The organism is Pectobacterium polonicum (genome assembly GCF_005497185.1).
In the GTDB taxonomy this organism is placed as follows: Bacteria; Pseudomonadota; Gammaproteobacteria; order Enterobacterales; family Enterobacteriaceae; genus Pectobacterium; species Pectobacterium polonicum.
On sequence record NZ_RJTN01000001.1, the window covers coordinates 406,735 to 422,863 of the forward strand.

Annotated in this window: 12 protein-coding genes and 6 tRNA genes; 3 read left to right on the top strand and 15 right to left on the bottom strand. The window is 49.8% G+C overall.

The window, feature by feature from the left end; translation table 11 throughout:
* Nucleotides 1-4: 4 nt before the first annotated feature.
* From EDI29_RS01775 to nagB, 11 genes are all read right to left on the bottom strand, one after another.
* Nucleotides 5-619, bottom strand: a complete 615-nt coding sequence (locus EDI29_RS01775; RefSeq protein WP_137739467.1) for a hypothetical protein — start codon at nt 617-619, stop codon at nt 5-7.
* 149 nt (nt 620-768) lie between these two features.
* A tRNA-Gln gene (locus tag EDI29_RS01780) sits at nt 769-843 on the bottom strand.
* Between the two features lie 6 nt (nt 844-849).
* Nucleotides 850-926 (bottom strand) — tRNA-Met (locus tag EDI29_RS01785).
* 54 nt (nt 927-980) lie between these two features.
* Nucleotides 981-1,055: transfer RNA gene (locus EDI29_RS01790), tRNA-Gln, on the bottom strand.
* A 35-nt stretch (nt 1,056-1,090) separates the two neighbouring features.
* Nucleotides 1,091-1,165: transfer RNA gene (locus EDI29_RS01795), tRNA-Gln, on the bottom strand.
* Between the two features lie 56 nt (nt 1,166-1,221).
* Nucleotides 1,222-1,306, bottom strand: a tRNA-Leu gene (locus EDI29_RS01800).
* A 7-nt stretch (nt 1,307-1,313) separates the two neighbouring features.
* A tRNA-Met gene (locus tag EDI29_RS01805) sits at nt 1,314-1,390 on the bottom strand.
* A 220-nt stretch (nt 1,391-1,610) separates the two neighbouring features.
* Entirely contained in the window at nt 1,611-3,275 is a 1,665-nt protein-coding gene (asnB, locus tag EDI29_RS01810) for an asparagine synthase B (RefSeq protein WP_039472522.1), read from the bottom strand.
* Between the two features lie 203 nt (nt 3,276-3,478).
* On the bottom strand, nt 3,479-4,702 hold the full coding sequence (gene nagC, locus EDI29_RS01815; protein WP_137739468.1) for a DNA-binding transcriptional regulator NagC: 1,224 nt from the start codon (nt 4,700-4,702) through the stop codon (nt 3,479-3,481).
* A gap of 95 nt (nt 4,703-4,797) precedes the next feature.
* On the bottom strand, nt 4,798-5,943 hold the full coding sequence (nagA, locus tag EDI29_RS01820) for an N-acetylglucosamine-6-phosphate deacetylase (protein WP_137739555.1): 1,146 nt from the start codon (nt 5,941-5,943) through the stop codon (nt 4,798-4,800).
* An 18-nt stretch (nt 5,944-5,961) separates the two neighbouring features.
* Nucleotides 5,962-6,762: a glucosamine-6-phosphate deaminase gene (gene nagB / locus EDI29_RS01825; protein ID WP_137739469.1), complete on the bottom strand. Its 801-nt coding sequence runs from the start codon at nt 6,760-6,762 to the stop codon at nt 5,962-5,964.
* Between the two features lie 358 nt (nt 6,763-7,120).
* On the opposite strand from nagB, the gene nagE reads away from it, so the two are divergent.
* Together nagE and glnS are read left to right on the top strand one after the other, a co-directional pair.
* Nucleotides 7,121-8,617, top strand: coding sequence for an N-acetylglucosamine-specific PTS transporter subunit IIBC (gene nagE, locus EDI29_RS01830; protein WP_137739470.1), 1,497 nt, complete (start codon nt 7,121-7,123; stop codon nt 8,615-8,617).
* A 189-nt stretch (nt 8,618-8,806) separates the two neighbouring features.
* Entirely contained in the window at nt 8,807-10,465 is a 1,659-nt protein-coding gene (gene glnS / locus EDI29_RS01835; RefSeq protein ID WP_137739471.1) for a glutamine--tRNA ligase, read from the top strand.
* Between the two features lie 63 nt (nt 10,466-10,528).
* On the opposite strand, the gene fur is transcribed toward glnS, so the two are convergent.
* On the bottom strand, nt 10,529-10,978 hold the full coding sequence (fur, locus tag EDI29_RS01840) for a ferric iron uptake transcriptional regulator (RefSeq protein ID WP_005973843.1): 450 nt from the start codon (nt 10,976-10,978) through the stop codon (nt 10,529-10,531).
* A 329-nt stretch (nt 10,979-11,307) separates the two neighbouring features.
* On the bottom strand, nt 11,308-11,835 hold the full coding sequence (gene fldA, locus EDI29_RS01845) for a flavodoxin FldA (protein WP_005973844.1): 528 nt from the start codon (nt 11,833-11,835) through the stop codon (nt 11,308-11,310).
* A gap of 889 nt (nt 11,836-12,724) precedes the next feature.
* Here fldA and EDI29_RS01850 point away from each other — a divergent pair.
* On the top strand, nt 12,725-14,392 hold the full coding sequence (locus EDI29_RS01850; RefSeq protein WP_137739472.1) for a methyl-accepting chemotaxis protein: 1,668 nt from the start codon (nt 12,725-12,727) through the stop codon (nt 14,390-14,392).
* A gap of 115 nt (nt 14,393-14,507) precedes the next feature.
* Here the strand turns inward: EDI29_RS01850 and ybfE are convergent, their stop codons facing one another.
* Together ybfE and ybfF are read right to left on the bottom strand one after the other, a co-directional pair.
* Nucleotides 14,508-14,789, bottom strand: a complete 282-nt coding sequence (gene ybfE, locus EDI29_RS01855) for a LexA regulated protein (protein WP_107168289.1) — start codon at nt 14,787-14,789, stop codon at nt 14,508-14,510.
* Nucleotides 14,790-15,081: 292 nt separating this feature from the next.
* Nucleotides 15,082-15,849 carry an esterase gene (ybfF, locus tag EDI29_RS01860; RefSeq protein ID WP_137739473.1) on the bottom strand — a complete coding sequence of 256 codons (768 nt, stop codon included), beginning with the start codon at nt 15,847-15,849 and terminating at the stop codon, nt 15,082-15,084.
* Nucleotides 15,850-16,129: the final 280 nt, after the last annotated feature.

Here is a 16,129-nt window from a genome sequence, read left to right on the forward strand (position 1 = left end):
CCTGCTACCGCACTGGCTCGGCGGTAAAGATAATATCGGTGTCCTCATTAGTAGTTGCCGTAAAGCGAGTATTTCCTATCTGCCGAATGCCTTTAGCTGAGGTCCGGCTATCCTGAAGTAGGCCGTACATCATCTCGGTCACTTCACGGTTTTCGATATTATCTCCACCCAATAGTGCAGAAAATGCGGCTGTGACGATTTGCAGGTTTTGTGTCGCGGTTTCGACGGATTCTGATGAAGCGCTAAATACTATGAGCCCCGTGAGTTGTTGATTTTTTTTCTCAGCCGATCCGATTAACCCGACGTGCTCATTGAAAATATGCTGAAAATCATCAACGGAATGCCCTTTCTCCAGATTAATGGTCAGTTTGAGAGGGATATTGAGTTGCGTCAGGTTGGCGTTCATTCTGTCAGCAAACTCTTGTGATGAAATCTTGAAAGAAGCGATATTAGCGGCATAAGTTGGAGCGGTGAAGCAAAACAGCAGGGCTAGACTGAGTAGCAAGGTGCTTAACTGCTCGCGTATAGCGGATTGCCACGATGGGTTGATGTGCTTTTGCCGCGATGATACGGAGAGACTGAGATCGTGAGTAACAAAGAATGTAGATAAAACCTTCATGCCGCCCTTTTGGGAAAATCGAATGATTGATTGGGATATGTTAGCACCAGACTCTGTTAATCACAGACGATGTTAATACCAGACATAACAAAACGGGGCGATGTCTTTCGACTATCGCCCCGTTTCTTCGCTGTTTTACCAGCTTAATTTGGCTGGGGTACGAGGATTCGAACCTCGGAATGCCGGAATCAGAATCCGGTGCCTTACCGCTTGGCGATACCCCAAAAATGTGGTGGCTACGACGGGAATCGAACCTGTGACCCCAGCATTATGAGTGCTGTGCTCTAACCAGCTGAGCTACGTAGCCAAATGTACTGCTATTATCAATTCACTTCAAGAAAATCTTCTACTATCAAGTAGATGGCTGGGGTACCTGGATTCGAACCAGGGAATGCTGGTATCAAAAACCAGTGCCTTACCGCTTGGCGATACCCCAACAGAACAACAAATTTTTCAGCATGTGTTTTGAAATGGCTGGGGTACCTGGATTCGAACCAGGGAATGCCGGTATCAAAAACCGGTGCCTTACCGCTTGGCGATACCCCAATCACTACAAAACACTAACAGGCTTCGAAAAGCGATGTTAAACCGAAAAGATAACATGGTGCGGGAGGCGAGACTTGAACTCGCACACCTTGCGGCGCCAGAACCTAAATCTGGTGCGTCTACCAATTTCGCCACTCCCGCAAAAAGATGGTGGCTACGACGGGAATCGAACCTGTGACCCCAGCATTATGAGTGCTGTGCTCTAACCAGCTGAGCTACGTAGCCATCTTTTTCCGCGCCACCTTCATCGGCGTTGCGGGGCGCATTATGCGTAGTTGGCCTAATTGCGTCAACTAGTTTTTTCCCGAAAAGTGCCCTCGGTGTATCGTTTGTTTGGGTTGTGAACAGTATGGTGAGAAAAGCGCCAAAAAGCACGTAATCCCAGCCAATTAAGCGTACAAAAACGGGCCATGAAAGGCCCGTTGACTGAAGAAATTAAATCGAATTATTTGTAGGCGGACTGGTGTACGCCAACCGCGCGGCCTGATGGATCATCCAGTTTCTTGAAGGATTCATCCCACTCAATCGCTTTCGCAGACGAACAGGCGACGGATGGGCCACCCGGTACGCATTCTGCCGCGCTTGGAACGGGGAACAGCTCTTCGAAGATTTCACGGTACAGGTACGCTTCTTTGGAGCCCGGCGTGTTGTACGGGAATCGGAAGCGTGCGGTTTCCAACTGTTGGTCGGTAACCTGATTAGCCGCCACTTCTTTCAACGTGTCTATCCAGCTGTAGCCCACGCCATCAGAGAACTGTTCTTTCTGACGCCATGCAACGCTGTGCGGCAGGTAGGATTCAAAGCACTCACGCAGGATGTGTTTTTCCATCTTGCCGTTGCCACACATTTTGTCGCGCGGGTTGATGCGCATCGCGACATCGAGGAAGTTTTTGTCCAGGAACGGTACGCGAGCTTCCACGCCCCAGGCTGACATCGCTTTGTTGGCGCGGGCGCAGTCGTACTGGTGCAGTGCCAGCAGCTTACGCACGGTTTCTTCATGCAGTTCTTTGGCGTTTGGCGCTTTGTGGAAATAGAGGTAGCCGCCGAATACTTCGTCAGAACCTTCACCAGACAGCACCATCTTGATGCCCATCGCTTTGATTTTACGCGACATCAGGTACATTGGCGTTGAAGCGCGAATCGTGGTGACGTCATAGGTTTCGATGTGATAAATCACGTCGCGAATCGCATCCAGCCCTTCCTGCACGGTGAAGTGAATTTCGTGGTGCACGGTGCCTAAGTGATTAGCCACTTCCTGCGCCGCTTTCAAATCTGGCGCACCTTCCAAACCGACAGCAAAAGAGTGTAACTGAGGCCACCAGGCTTCACTGCGCTCGTCATCTTCTACGCGACGTGCGGCATATTTTTTGGTGATTGCGGAGATAACGGAGGAATCCAGACCGCCAGAGAGCAACACGCCGTATGGCACGTCAGACATCAGGTGGCTTTTCACCGCTTCTTCCAGCGCGTCGCGCAGCGCTTCTTTATCCGTTTCGTTGTCTTTTACTGCGTCGTAATCAAACCAGTCACGCTGGTAATATTCACGGATTTCCCCGTCTTTGCTCCACAGGTAGCTACCTGCTGGGAATTCTTTGATGGTGCGGCAAACCGGCACCAGCGCTTTCATTTCAGATGCGACGTAGAGGTTGCCGTGCTCATCGTAACCCATATACAGCGGGATGATGCCGAGGTGGTCACGGCCAATCAGGTAGGCGTCTTTTTCGCTGTCATACAGCGCAAAAGCGAACATGCCGCGCAGTTCATCCAGGAATTCTGGGCCTTTTTCCTGATACAGCGCCAGAATCACTTCGCAGTCGGAGCCTGTCTGAAACGCGTAACGGTCACCGTATTGCTGACGCAATGCTTGATGGTTATAAATTTCACCGTTAACGGCCAGAATGTGGGTGCGCTCGGCGTTGTAAAGCGGCTGTGCGCCCGTGTTGACGTCAACGATAGACAGACGTTCGTGAGCCAGAATCGCTTTGTCGCTGGCATAAACGCCGGACCAGTCTGGCCCGCGGTGACGCATCAAACGAGATAACTCCAACGCTTTTTTACGCAGTTCAACAGGATCGCTTTTCAGATCAAGCACACCAAAAATAGAACACATACATGACTCCCAGTAATTACGAATTCGACCTCAGTGCTATTGATTTAGCATCAAAGTGCTATGGGAATTCAATATTATTTAATGAAAAAAGCGGTTGGTGTGGTGTTTCGATAATTCTTTAACGATTTTAGTGTTGATTCGTCAAATTAATGAAGGGGAAAGGCCGGATTTTTAGTGATTACATAATCCGGCCAGAAAGGGAATCAGGCGTTTTCGAGCAATTGCTGTAGCAGCACGCCGTTTAGCATCGCTCGTTTGACCAACGCGAACGCGCTGATAGCGGAAAGATGATTGAGGCTGGAGACCTCAATCGGCAGGTTATGACGAAATTCTTTCAGCACTTGCGTGTTGATGCAGCGTTGAATTGCAGGAAGCAGCGTCTTTTCTGCTTCGGTAATTTCACCGGCAATCACGACTTTCTGAGGATTGAATAGATTGATCGCGATGGACAGTGCTTTGCCGAGATTGAGCCCAGCCTGTTCGATAACTTCACGGGCGAGGGCATCACCTCGGTTTGCCGCTTTGCAAATCGTAGAAATGGTACAGTTATCGGTAGAAAGCTTGCTGGGGTAGCCCTGACCCAGCAGGTGTCGTACGCGCTGTTCAATGGCGGCGTTGGCGACGACGGTTTCCAGACAGCCGAAATTGCCGCAGTGGCAGCGATCGCCGAGCGGGTCGATCTGAATATGGCCGATTTCGCCCACGTTGCCGTTGCTGCCAAGAAAAATTTGCCCGTTGACGAGAATACCCGCACCTGTGCCGCGATGGACGCGTACCAGAATAGAATCCAGTGAATCGTGTGTGGCACCGAAATAGTGTTCTGCTAGCGCCAGGCTGCGGATATCGTGACCGACAAAGCTGGTAACATTGAATTGGCGTTGCAGGTTTTCGACCAGTTGCCAGTTATCCACGCTGATGTGCGGCATATAGCGGACGATGCCTGCAACGGGATCAACCAGCCCCGGCAGCACAACGGAGATCGCAATGAGCTCGCGAATACGGCGTTGATGGCTGGTGATAAAGCCGCCGATGGCCTGAAAGAGTGCGGATTCCAGCGACTCCTGCGTTTTTTCTTGCAGTTCGTAGTGCGCTTCTTCCAGCGCTTTTCCCTGCAAATCGTACAGCGCAATAGTGGCGTCGTAACGGCCAAGGCGTACGGCGATGCTATGGAAAGGGCGGTTTTCGGTAATAATCGAAATGGCGCGTCTGCCGCCGGTGGAAGCTTGCTGATCGACTTCTTTGATAAGCCCACGTTCCAGAAGCTGGCGGGTGATTTTGGTAACGCTGGCGGGGGCAAGCTGGCTCTGTTCTGCTATCTGAATTCGTGAGATCGGACCCTGCTGGTCAATCAGGCGATAAACCACGGCACTGTTTAATTGTTTAACCAGATCGACATTCCCTATCTGCGCTTGTCCGCCTGTGGTCATTAAGAAGTTACTCGCTTAGGTTTAACTCAACGTTGGGTAAACCTTATCGCAGTTTACCCAACGTATTTCCGCTTTACCCCAAGGCGTTTCTCGTTTTATCCCCAAACAGGATTACCGTTAACAAACGTCTTGAGAATGTGATAGTCACGGTCAAAGACGGTCAGGTTGGCCACTTTACCGCTTTCAATACTGCCTAACTGCTTATCGACGCCGATAGCGCGAGCGGGATAGAGCGTTGCCATCCGAATTGCTTCATCCAGCGCAATACCCGCATGTTCGACGCTATTACGCACGGCTTCGATCATAGTCAGTGCCGAACCGCTCAGAGTGCCGTGTTCATCGACACAAATACCATCGCGGTAGTATATGGTTTTACCAGCAAAAATGAACTGGTCAATATCCGCACCGGCTGGTGCCGTGGCGTCGGTCACCAGCACCAGTTTATCGCCCTTGATACGTTTACTGTTGCGAATATTGGCCCAGTCAACGTGTCGTCCATCCGCGATAATACCGCAATAGACTTCCGGGGCGTCGTAAATCGCGCCGACCAATCCAGGTTCTCGGCCGGTCAGATACGGCATGGCGTTGAACAGGTGGGTAGCGAAACGAATACCGGCGGAAAAACCCTGCTTAGCCTGTTCCCAGGTGGCGTTGGAATGCCCAGCGGACACGATAATGCCCGCCGCCGTTAGCTGACGGATAACCGACGGTTCGACTTCTTCCGGTGCCAGCGTGATTTTCGTAATGGCGTCCGCGTTGGCGCACAGGAAGTCGACCAACTCTTGCGTTGGTTTGCGGATAAAAGCAGGGTCATGCGTGCCTTTCTTTAGCACATTCAGCCATGGACCTTCGAGATGTAACCCAAGCGCCTGATACTGATTCTGAGCCAGCCAGTCTCTCATCACGCCGATGCTGTGCTTCATAAAGGCATCGCTGGAGGTAATCAGCGTAGGCAAAAAACTGGTACAGCCTGAACGCTCGTTTGCCTGCTGCATGATCTCCAATGTCTTGACGGAGATCGTGTCCAGCGAGTCGTTGAACTGCACGCCGCCGCAGCCGTTCAACTGAAGATCGATAAATCCCGGGGAGAGGAATGCACTGCCCAGGTCATGTTGTTCAATGCCGGCAGGAAGTTCGGCAAGTGGGCAGATTTGTTCTATCAGCCCATCGGCAATCACGACGGCGTGATTATCCAGAATCTGATGGCCGGTGAAAATCCGGCTATGGGTTAACGCGTACATCATTGACTCCTGCATCGGTTAGAGATTTTTCATACTTTCCGTTTCTAATTCACGGAAGTATTTAACGGTTTTTACCTTCAGTTCCATTGTTGAAGGCTCGTCACAAACCATGATGGCTTTGGCATGAAGTTGCAGGCAGCTAATGGTCCACATATGGTTAACATTGCCTTCTACCGCAGCCTGTAGTGCCTGTGCCTTGTTACGACCGGTCACCAGAATCATCACTTCTTCGGCATCCAGCAGCGTACCGACGCCCACGGTCAGGGCAAATTTAGGCACCAGATTGACGTCCCCGCCGAAGAAACGGGAATTGGCGATACGAGTTTCTTCTGTCAACGTTTTGATGCGTGTGCGGGAGGCCAGAGAGGAGGCGGGTTCATTGAAGGCGATATGTCCATCATTGCCCACGCCGCCCATGAAAAGATGAATTTTCCCGTAGGACTTTATTTTCTCTTCATAGCGGCGACATTCTGCTGTGGTGTCTTCTGCGTTGCCGTTCAACAGGTTAATGTTTTCACGCGGAATATCAACGTGATTGAAGAAATTCTGATGCATGAAGGTATGATAGCTTTCTGGGTGGTCGGTCGGCAGACCGACATATTCATCCATATTGAAGGTGATGACGTGTTTGAAGCTCACCAGTCCCGCCTTGTGCATGGCGACCAGCGATTTGTAGGCCTCCAGCGGTGAACTGCCTGTCGGCAATCCCAGAATAAAAGGGCGATCTGCACTGGGCTTGAAAGCGTTAATTTTCTCAACGATGTGGCGGGCGGCCCATTTTCCGACGTCGGCGGCGGTGGTTAAAGGAATGAGTCTCATCGGCGCTCTCCTGATTTTTAGTGGAATTAAATACGTTATTGCGCAAATCGCGCCAGCTGCGCGTTTTGTCTATGCATTAAAATTAGTCTACTCCGTTTTTTTTAATCTTGAAATAAGTTGGGGTTTTATTCAGGTATAAACTTTTTGTATGCAGTTTTTTGGTGATTTTTATCACATAATTACGGGGTTTAATTTGTGTAGCGAATTATTTTTCTTACACTCCCCCTAAGAACCACCGCTGCCACATTTTTTCGACAATGGCGTTTTTCGACAGCGACGTTCTTCGGCAGTGAAATTTATTGGCAGGTTTGTTTGCCCCACAACATTTCATTACCTCGCAAAGGTAAGAGAGGGAAAAGTGAGTACTCTGAGCTATTTACAAAAAGTCGGTCGGGCATTGATGGTGCCTGTCGCGACGCTGCCTGCTGCCGCTATCCTGATGGGGATAGGTTACTGGATTGATCCGGTTGGCTGGGGAAGCGAGAACGCGTTGGCGGCACTCCTCATCAAATCGGGTGAGGCGATTATCGGGCATATGGCCGTGCTGTTTGCCGTTGGTGTCGCATACGGTATGTCTAAAGATAAAGATGGTGCGGCGGCATTGACCGGCTTTGTCGGTTATCTGGTGCTGACCACGCTGTGTTCGCCGGCCGTTGTTGCTATGATCCAGCGGATCCCCGTTGAACAGGTACCTGCTGCGTTTGGCAAGATTGAAAATCAGTTTATCGGGATTCTGGTCGGTGTCATGTCTGCTGAGCTGTATAACCGCTTCAGTCAGGTTGAACTGCCTAAGGCGCTGTCGTTCTTCAGCGGACGCCGCCTGGTGCCGATTCTGGTTTCTTTCCTGATGATTCTGGTCGCGTTCATTTTAATGTACGTATGGCCAGTCATTTACAATGCGCTGGTCGCGTTCGGTGAACATATTCAGCAGTTGGGTTCGGTTGGCGCTGGGGTTTATGCCTTCTTTAACCGTTTGCTGATTCCTGTTGGGTTGCACCACGCGCTGAATTCCGTGTTCTGGTTTGATGTCGCGGGTATCAACGATATTCCTAACTTCCTGGCTGGCCAACAGTCTATCGACTCTGGTAAAGCCGTAGTGGGGATCACCGGACGTTATCAAGCGGGCTTCTTCCCGATTATGATGTTCGGCCTGCCGGGAGCGGCGCTGGCGATTTATCACTGTGCGCGCCCTGAAAACAAAAGCAAAGTGGCCGGGATTATGTTGGCGGCGGCATTTGCCTCCTTCTTTACTGGGATCACCGAGCCGCTGGAATTCTCCTTCATGTTTGTCGCGCCAGTGCTGTATTTCCTGCATGCGTTGCTGACCGGTTTTTCCGTCTTTATCGCGGCCAGTATGCATTGGATTGCCGGATTTGGTTTCAGTGCGGGTCTGGTAGATATGGTGCTGTCCTCACGTAACCCGCTGGCCACTCAGTGGTACATGCTGCTTGCTCAGGGACTGGTATTCTTCGTCATTTACTATGTGGTGTTCCGTTTTACCATCACTCGCTTCAATCTGTTAACGCCGGGGCGTGAACTGGCTGTGAGCGGTAGCGAAGCCGATGGCTATGACGTGAGTACAGCGTCTGCGGGCGAGAAATCAAGCGATGCAGCGGCGTTGGCGCGGGGCTATTTGCAGGCGCTGGGCGGAAAAGCCAATCTGACGGGCATTGATGCCTGTATCACACGCCTGCGTTTGAACGTGGCTGATTCCTCTCTGGTTGATGATGCACAGGCAAAACGTCTTGGTGCGGCGGGCGTTATTCGTCTGAATAAGCAGAGCGTACAGATTGTGGTGGGTACGCAGGCTGAATCGATAGCGACCGCGCTGAAAGCCGAGTATGACAAGATATAGTATGACAAGGCGTAATATGACGATGTGATCGTTTAACGTGGTGTTATACCGATGAAATGGATAGGGCGAGATAGCAATCTCGCCCTTTTTTTTCGTTATGAATAATTAAATGAAACTAACGGTTGTTTCCCAGCGTAGCTTGTTGGATCATTGTCGGTTATACGTCGTTTTAGCATTGAGGAATGAAGAATGAGTGAGGCTGAAGCCCGCCCAACCAACTTTATCCGTCAGATTATCGATGAAGATCTGGCGTCCGGTAAACATGACCATATTCAGACGCGTTTCCCGCCAGAGCCGAACGGCTACCTGCATATTGGGCATGCAAAATCTATTTGCCTGAATTTTGGTATCGCGCGTGACTATCAGGGGCAATGCAACCTGCGTTTTGACGACACCAACCCGGTAAAAGAAGATATCGAATACGTTGAGTCGATCAAACGTGACGTCGAGTGGCTGGGTTTTTCATGGAGCGGCGACGTTCGCTATTCTTCTGATTATTTCGATCAACTGCACGCTTATGCGGTTGAGCTGATCGGTAAAGGGCTGGCTTACGTTGATGAACTGACGCCCGAGCAGATCCGTGAATACCGCGGTACGCTGACGGCACCGGGTAAAAATAGCCCTTACCGTGACCGTACCGTGCAGGAAAACCTGTCGCTGTTTGAAAAAATGCGCAACGGCGGATTTGCTGAAGGTACTGCTTGTCTGCGTGCAAAAATCGATATGGCATCATCCTTTATAGTGATGCGCGATCCGGTGTTGTATCGCATTAAGTTCGCCGATCACCACCAGACGGGCAATAAGTGGTGCATCTACCCGATGTATGACTTCACCCACTGCATTTCCGATGCGCTGGAAGGGATCACGCATTCGCTGTGTACGCTGGAATTCCAGGATAACCGCCGTCTGTATGACTGGGTGCTGGATAACATCACGATTCCTTGCCACCCACGCCAGTACGAATTCTCCCGTCTCAATCTCGAATACGCGATTATGTCCAAGCGTAAGCTGAACCAATTGGTCGTGGAAAACGTGGTTGAAGGCTGGGACGATCCGCGTATGCCGACCATCTCAGGCCTGCGTCGTCGTGGCTATAGTGCGGCCTCGGTCCGTGAATTCTGTGTGCGTATCGGCGTAACGAAGCAGGACAATAACGTGGAAATGGCCGCGCTTGAATCCTGTATCCGTGACGATCTGAATGAAAATGCTCCGCGTGCGATGGCAGTACTCGATCCGGTCAAAGTTGTGATCGAGAATCTGTCTGCTGAGCACGAAGAGTTTGTTGCGATGCCAAATCATCCTAATAAGCCGGAAATGGGTTCACGTCAGGTGGCATTCAGCCGTGAAGTTTACATCGATCGCGCTGACTTCCGCGAAGAAGCCAACAAGCAGTACAAACGTCTGGTGTTAGGTAAAGAAGTGCGTCTGCGTAATGCCTATGTGATCAAAGCAGAGCGCATTGAGAAAGACGAGCAGGGTACCATCACCACGATCTATTGCAGCTATGATGCGGAAACGCTGAGCAAAGACCCGGCTGACGGCCGTAAAGTGAAAGGCGTCATCCACTGGGTTTCCGCTGCGCATGGCGTCCCTGCGGAATTCCGCTTGTACGATCGCCTGTTCAGTGTGGCAAACCCTGGCGCGGCGGATGACTTCCTGTCGACGATTAACCCAGATTCACTGAAAGTTACGCAAGGTTTTGTCGAGGAGAGCTTGGCACAGGCGGAAGTAGAGAAAGCGTATCAGTTTGAGCGCGAAGGTTACTTCTGTGCCGATCGTGTTTACTCCAGTACAGAACATCTGGTATTTAACCGAACGGTCGGGCTGCGCGATACCTGGGTTGGCTAACGCCACGAGGTAAAAGACAAAAATAAAACCGCCTCGGCGGTTTTATTTTTTGATGCGGTCGATTTATCGTGTGGACTCATGCAGAGTTTCGTCTTCTCGACAATCCCCTTCACTGCAATGCCCATAGAGATACAAACTGTGGTTGGTCAGTTTAATACCATGTCTTTCTGCGATCTCACGCTGACGTGCTTCGATAGATTCATCGCGGAATTCAATGACTTTGCCACAGTCGAGGCAAATTAAGTGATCGTGATGATGTTGCTGCGTCAGTTCAAAGACGGATTTACCCCCTTCGAAGTTATGACGGGTTACGATGCCTGCATCATCAAACTGGTTGAGTACGCGATAGACGGTAGCAAGCCCGATCTCTTCGCCCATATCAATCAGTCTCTTATATAAATCTTCCGCACTGACGTGATGACAGACCGGGTCCTGTAGCACTTCCAGTATTTTCAGTCTTGGAAGAGTGACTTTCAGGCCGGCCTTCTTTAATGCGGTATTGTTGTCAGTCATGCGGGTTTAGTCCTGTTGCTTACTTATCAATGGAGGCTGCCTAGCCTATGACATCGGTCGGCTCAAAAAATGTAATTGCGTCTCAATTATAGAACCGCGCATACAAAATGAAAACAAGGGAATGTTAACAATATTGTCCCCATTCATACTACTGATATACAGCGCAGTCCATTGTTGATGAATGAAGAAAGGATGAAGCACGTATAAAACCGATGGGATTATTGTACAGGTTTACTGATAGAAGTTAAAAAAATGTATCAATTATTATGAAAGGTTTTACCTATCGATACTATTTTGGCCCTGAACGAAATTATCAGGGCCAAAATGGCTTAGCCAACCAGCTCTTTCAGATTCAGTTCATCACCGATCTGTTTTACCCACGTCGTTACGCGCTCGCTGGTCAGTTCAGGCTGACGGTCTTCATCGATAGCCAAACCAATGAAGTGATTGTCGTCGGCGAGCCCTTTAGAGGCTTCAAAGTAATAGCCTTCAGTTGGCCAGTGGCCGACAATCGTCGCGCCGCGAGGCTCAATGATGTCACGAATGGTGCCCATGGCATCACAGAAGTATTCCGCATAGTCTTCCTGATCGCCGCAGCCAAACAAGGCAACCAATTTTCCGGTGAAATCAACTTCTTCCAGCGAAGGGAAGAAGTCATCCCAATCGCACTGAGCTTCACCGTAATACCAGGTTGGAATACCCAGCAGCAGAATATCAAAACCTTCGAGGTCTTCTTTGCTGCTTTTGGCGATGTCATGAACATCAGCAACGTTGGTGCCTAACTGCTGTTGGATCGTTTTGGCGATGTTTTCCGTGTTGCCCGTATCACTGCCAAAGAATATTCCGATGAGTGCCATGAATTGAATAACCTCTTGATTCCTAATGGTATGGTGTAATATTTCACCCACTTATCTGTTAATAATAACAGACACTCACATCAGGAGAAACTCGTATCGGTATAGAGACGTAAATCAAGAGTATGCGAAATGCTGAGGGCAATAAAAGAAACGAAAAACCCTCTCCGCAGGCGTTAAAATACCCATCTTAATTGTGTGAGTATGATGTCTTCTGAGATTAGGCACATACGCCCTTAGTATTATAAAGGTTGTTTATTTGCAACGTCGTTTCATTTTTTATGAATGATGTTTTTATTTTATGGTTTGTTTCGATTGTAATTAAAAGCAGACTTCTGTTTGTGAGAAATAAAAGTCACGTAGCGGTACATCCCTATTCAGGGAAATTAAAATGCATACAAAAGATAATGTTTTATCGAATTGAAGGCTTGTAACATTTCGCGGGAAAATTCCTAATAAAGAAGATAAGAATTATAACCATTTACAGCTGAAACGATGCAACCTTAAAGAGAAAAATTTTAGCTTTTTGATGTTAAAGAATAAAATGAAAATGATGCCCAAATTGCTTTACCAGCCTGGCTGCATACCCACGCCAATCCGCGTGGGAAGCGGGTGACAGTCGGTTTGCTTTCAACCCTATGATTAAAAACCTTATATTTATAAAAATAGGCTAATTTATTAGCCGTGCGAAAAATTATATTAATAAATATAGCAAGAGTGCTAAATATTCTCTGTATTTAGCCGATGAGTTAGCGTGGTTTTTGAGTTTTCAACTCGGTGAAATGTGAACGCTAGGGAGAAGTGACCTGTTTCATGGTGTGAATTTTCTGATTCATATCGGTTGATTAGCGATAAAAATCTTTTTAACCATTTTCCTGATTTGGAGTGAGCGATGAGACTTATTAAAAATATTGCCATCAGAACCGCTATGCTATGGGTGCTGGGCATTTTTTGTGTTCTTTGGGGGGGCGTATCAATATATACCATGTTCTCTTTTAAAGAGATGACAGCGACCTCGAAAACCAGCACTTTGCTGGTTCAGAACATGAACTTTATCAACCAGGGCAACGATCAATACTTCCGTATGGTCACTCGTCTGGCGCGTGCCGTAGATGCGCGTCGCAGCGGTGATAATGCAACCGCAGATAAAGAGCAGGCCTCCGCGCTCGTCGCGCTGGATAAACTGAAATCTGACTTGGTGGCGTTTAATGCTATCGATCATGCGAGCCTGGATGATGCTCTGGTGCAGGCTGTCAGTCGTGACTGGAATAATCTGGTTGTTCAGGGAGTTGAACCGCTTTATCAAAAGGCCGCTGCCAACGCGCTGGATGATTACCAAAATCAGGCCAAAAACGTTGTGCCGCCATTGAGCCGTCAGTTTGGTGCCTCTCTTTCCGCATTCAGTAACGCCAGCGCTGAAAAATTCGATGCGGCGGGTGTCCGTTTCGAACAAATCACCACGATTGGACAGAATATTTTGCTGAGCGGGTTGGTTATCGGTCTGATCATGCTGTTCCTGACCGACCGCTATCTGGTGGTGTGTCTGGTTCGTCCGTTAAACGATCTGCGCTATCACTTTAGCGTGATTGCTTCTGGTCACCTGGGTAAGCCGATTCTGGACTTTGGTAATAACTGCGTGGGTCGCTTGTTCCCACTGCTGCGTGACATGCAGGGGAGTTTGGCTAGCACCGTTAGCACCATTAGAAACAGCACGGATTCCATCTATCAGGGCGCTTCTGAAATTGCCGCAGGCAACAACGATCTGTCTTCACGTACCGAAGAGCAGGCTTCCGCGCTGGAAGAAACCGCGGCCAGTATGGAGCAACTGACGGCAACGGTGAAACAGAACGCCGAAAACGCCAACCATGCCAGCCAACTGGCATTACAAGCCTCGACAACGGCGAAGAAGGGCGGTGAAATCGTTGAGAACGTGGTGAAAACCATGGCAGAGATCTCCGGCAGTTCGAGAAAAATCGCAGAGATCACCACCGTGATTAACGGCATCGCGTTCCAGACCAACATTCTGGCGCTGAACGCGGCGGTAGAAGCGGCGCGTGCGGGTGAACAAGGCCGTGGGTTTGCCGTGGTGGCGGGCGAAGTACGCAGTCTGGCGCAGCGTAGTGCACAGGCGGCGAAAGAGATTGAAGGGCTGATTTCTGAGTCTGTTCGCTGTGTGGATACCGGTTCCAATCTGGTTAGTGATGCGGGTGACACGATGCAGGATATCGTCCGTGCGGTGACTAACGTGACGGATATCATGGGTGAAATTGCGTCGGCATCGGAAGAACAGAGCAAAGGCATCGCACAGGTGGGTCAGGCCGTGGCGGAAATGGACAGCGTAACGCAGCAAAACGCCGCGTTGGTTGAACAGGCCTCGTCAGCCGCTTTGTCGTTGGAAGAGCAGGCGGCGCTGTTGAACCAGACCGTATCGCTGTTCCAACTGTCCGATACGCAGTCAGGGCTGCAAGTGGCGGCAAAGCCAGTGCAGAAAACGCCGGTGATTGCCCCGCGTGCCGGCAAGGCGCTACCGCCCAGTAACGACAACTGGGAAAAATTCTAAGCGTCGTTTTAATCTGAGATAGCGTATTTAATCTTGGGTGAATGTTCAGGCGGCGTCAGAAATGGCGCCGCACAAGATGTGAATACTGCATTATGTGAATATCGCGTTAAGCCAATCAGGACTGTTGTTCGGCCAACTGTGCCAGCAGCATCTCTTCAATCAATTCACTGCGGCTAATGTTCCGCTGTTCAGCAAGGCTGTTCAGGATATCGACGGCGTCGCTATTAATCTTTAATTCAACACGGCGCAAGCCACGCACTTTATCGCGACGTAGTTGATTACGCTTGTTAATTCTTAGTTGTTCGTCACGTGTGAGCGGGTTGGTCTTGGGGCGGCCCGGACGACGCTCATCTGCGAACAGATCCAGTGTAGTGCGATCCGTTTGTTCTTTTGCCATAAGTAATGATACTGCAAGGTATTCGGACCAAAATACACCGCGTTGCCCGTTCTGTCCTACAGATAAAGTCGATGCCTACTCTCACTCTGCAATAGGATTGTCAGGGTGCGGTTTGGCTATCTGTTGAACATGCCGGGAAATTACGCGTGCACTTTGATGAAGTGGTTACAATGACTTGTGGCTGAATCAGCCGTCCCTCTACTGCGAGCGCCATCATACCCTAGCCGCACTGGCGGCGACAACGGTTAACTACCGCTGTTGCCATGAATCCGCCAGTGTGAGTATGGTCTGGTTAATTCGCGTCCAGAAAACGGTGGATAGCGCGCAAAACGGCATCGGGTTTTTCTGAATGAACCCAGTGACCCGCTCCACTGACAACATGCGCCCGTGCCGCCGGGAACTGACGCAGCAGCGAATCACGGTAGCGATCGTCCAGATAGGGGGAATCGCCGCCGCGGATGAACAATATTGGCCCTTGCCAGGCCGGGACCTCTTGCCAGCCAACAATGTTTTCGTACTCATCCCACAAGACCGGTACGTTAAAACGCCACTCTCCCTGCTGGAAAGATTTCAGCAAAAACTGAATCACGCCCTCTTCTTTTATGTGTTGACGCATGAGGGCTGTCGCTTCGGTTCGTGATGTCAGGCCTGCTTCCGTTACGGCACGTAGTGCAGCGAAAATGGTGTCGTGGCGGCGCACTTGATAATCCACCGGGGCGATATCAATCGCGACCAGTTTGTCCAGTCGTTCAGGAATGAGTGCACTGAGCGCCATGGCGACTTTTCCGCCCATCGAATGGCCAATAACGATAGCGCGTTCGATATGCAATTCATCTAACAGTGCCAACACATCCTCTGCCATGGCGGGGTAGTTCATCTGTGATGAACGTGGCGACAAACCGTGGTTGCGTAAATCGATTTGCAGGATGTCATGCGTATTTTGCAAATCCCGCCCTAATACACCAAGGTTATCTAATGTGCCAAACAGGCCATGAATCAAGACAACAGGACGTTTATCTGTGGACTGGTGCGCATTTTGCCAGCGATGATTCAATTTCATGGTGAAGTTCATTCAGAGAGACATAGGCTTAGGGTATCATGACTTTAGAAGCAATGTTGTCACTGAAGGAATGGTAAGGGACACGTATAGCTACTTGAATGGATGTGAAAGGCATTGGGGCATAGTCTGACTTTTGGTATTGTCCCATTATGCCGCTGTTCGATAATGTTTGAACGCCTGTATAATCCTTTTGATTTGAGTCATCTACCCATCGATGTCGGGTTGCAGAAGGGAAGCGTCTCTGTAATTTGCACGGTAATGGGTAAAAACAGCACTGGAT

Coding starts and splice junctions, on each gene's coding strand:
- fur (WP_005973843.1), bottom strand. CDS start 10,978: ATGACTGACAACAATACCGCATTAAAGAAGGCCGGCCTGAAAGTCACT.
- ybfE (WP_107168289.1), bottom strand. CDS start 14,789: ATGGCAAAAGAACAAACGGATCGCACTACACTGGATCTGTTCGCAGAT.
- nagB (WP_137739469.1), bottom strand. CDS start 6,762: ATGAGACTCATTCCTTTAACCACCGCCGCCGACGTCGGAAAATGGGCC.
- fldA (WP_005973844.1), bottom strand. CDS start 11,835: ATGGCACTCATCGGAATATTCTTTGGCAGTGATACGGGCAACACGGAA.
- glnS (WP_137739471.1), top strand. CDS start 8,807: ATGAGTGAGGCTGAAGCCCGCCCAACCAACTTTATCCGTCAGATTATC.
- EDI29_RS01775 (WP_137739467.1), bottom strand. CDS start 619: ATGAAGGTTTTATCTACATTCTTTGTTACTCACGATCTCAGTCTCTCC.
- nagA (WP_137739555.1), bottom strand. CDS start 5,943: ATGTACGCGTTAACCCATAGCCGGATTTTCACCGGCCATCAGATTCTG.
- EDI29_RS01850 (WP_137739472.1), top strand. CDS start 12,725: ATGAGACTTATTAAAAATATTGCCATCAGAACCGCTATGCTATGGGTG.
- asnB (WP_039472522.1), bottom strand. CDS start 3,275: ATGTGTTCTATTTTTGGTGTGCTTGATCTGAAAAGCGATCCTGTTGAA.
- ybfF (WP_137739473.1), bottom strand. CDS start 15,849: ATGAAATTGAATCATCGCTGGCAAAATGCGCACCAGTCCACAGATAAA.
- nagC (WP_137739468.1), bottom strand. CDS start 4,702: ATGACCACAGGCGGACAAGCGCAGATAGGGAATGTCGATCTGGTTAAA.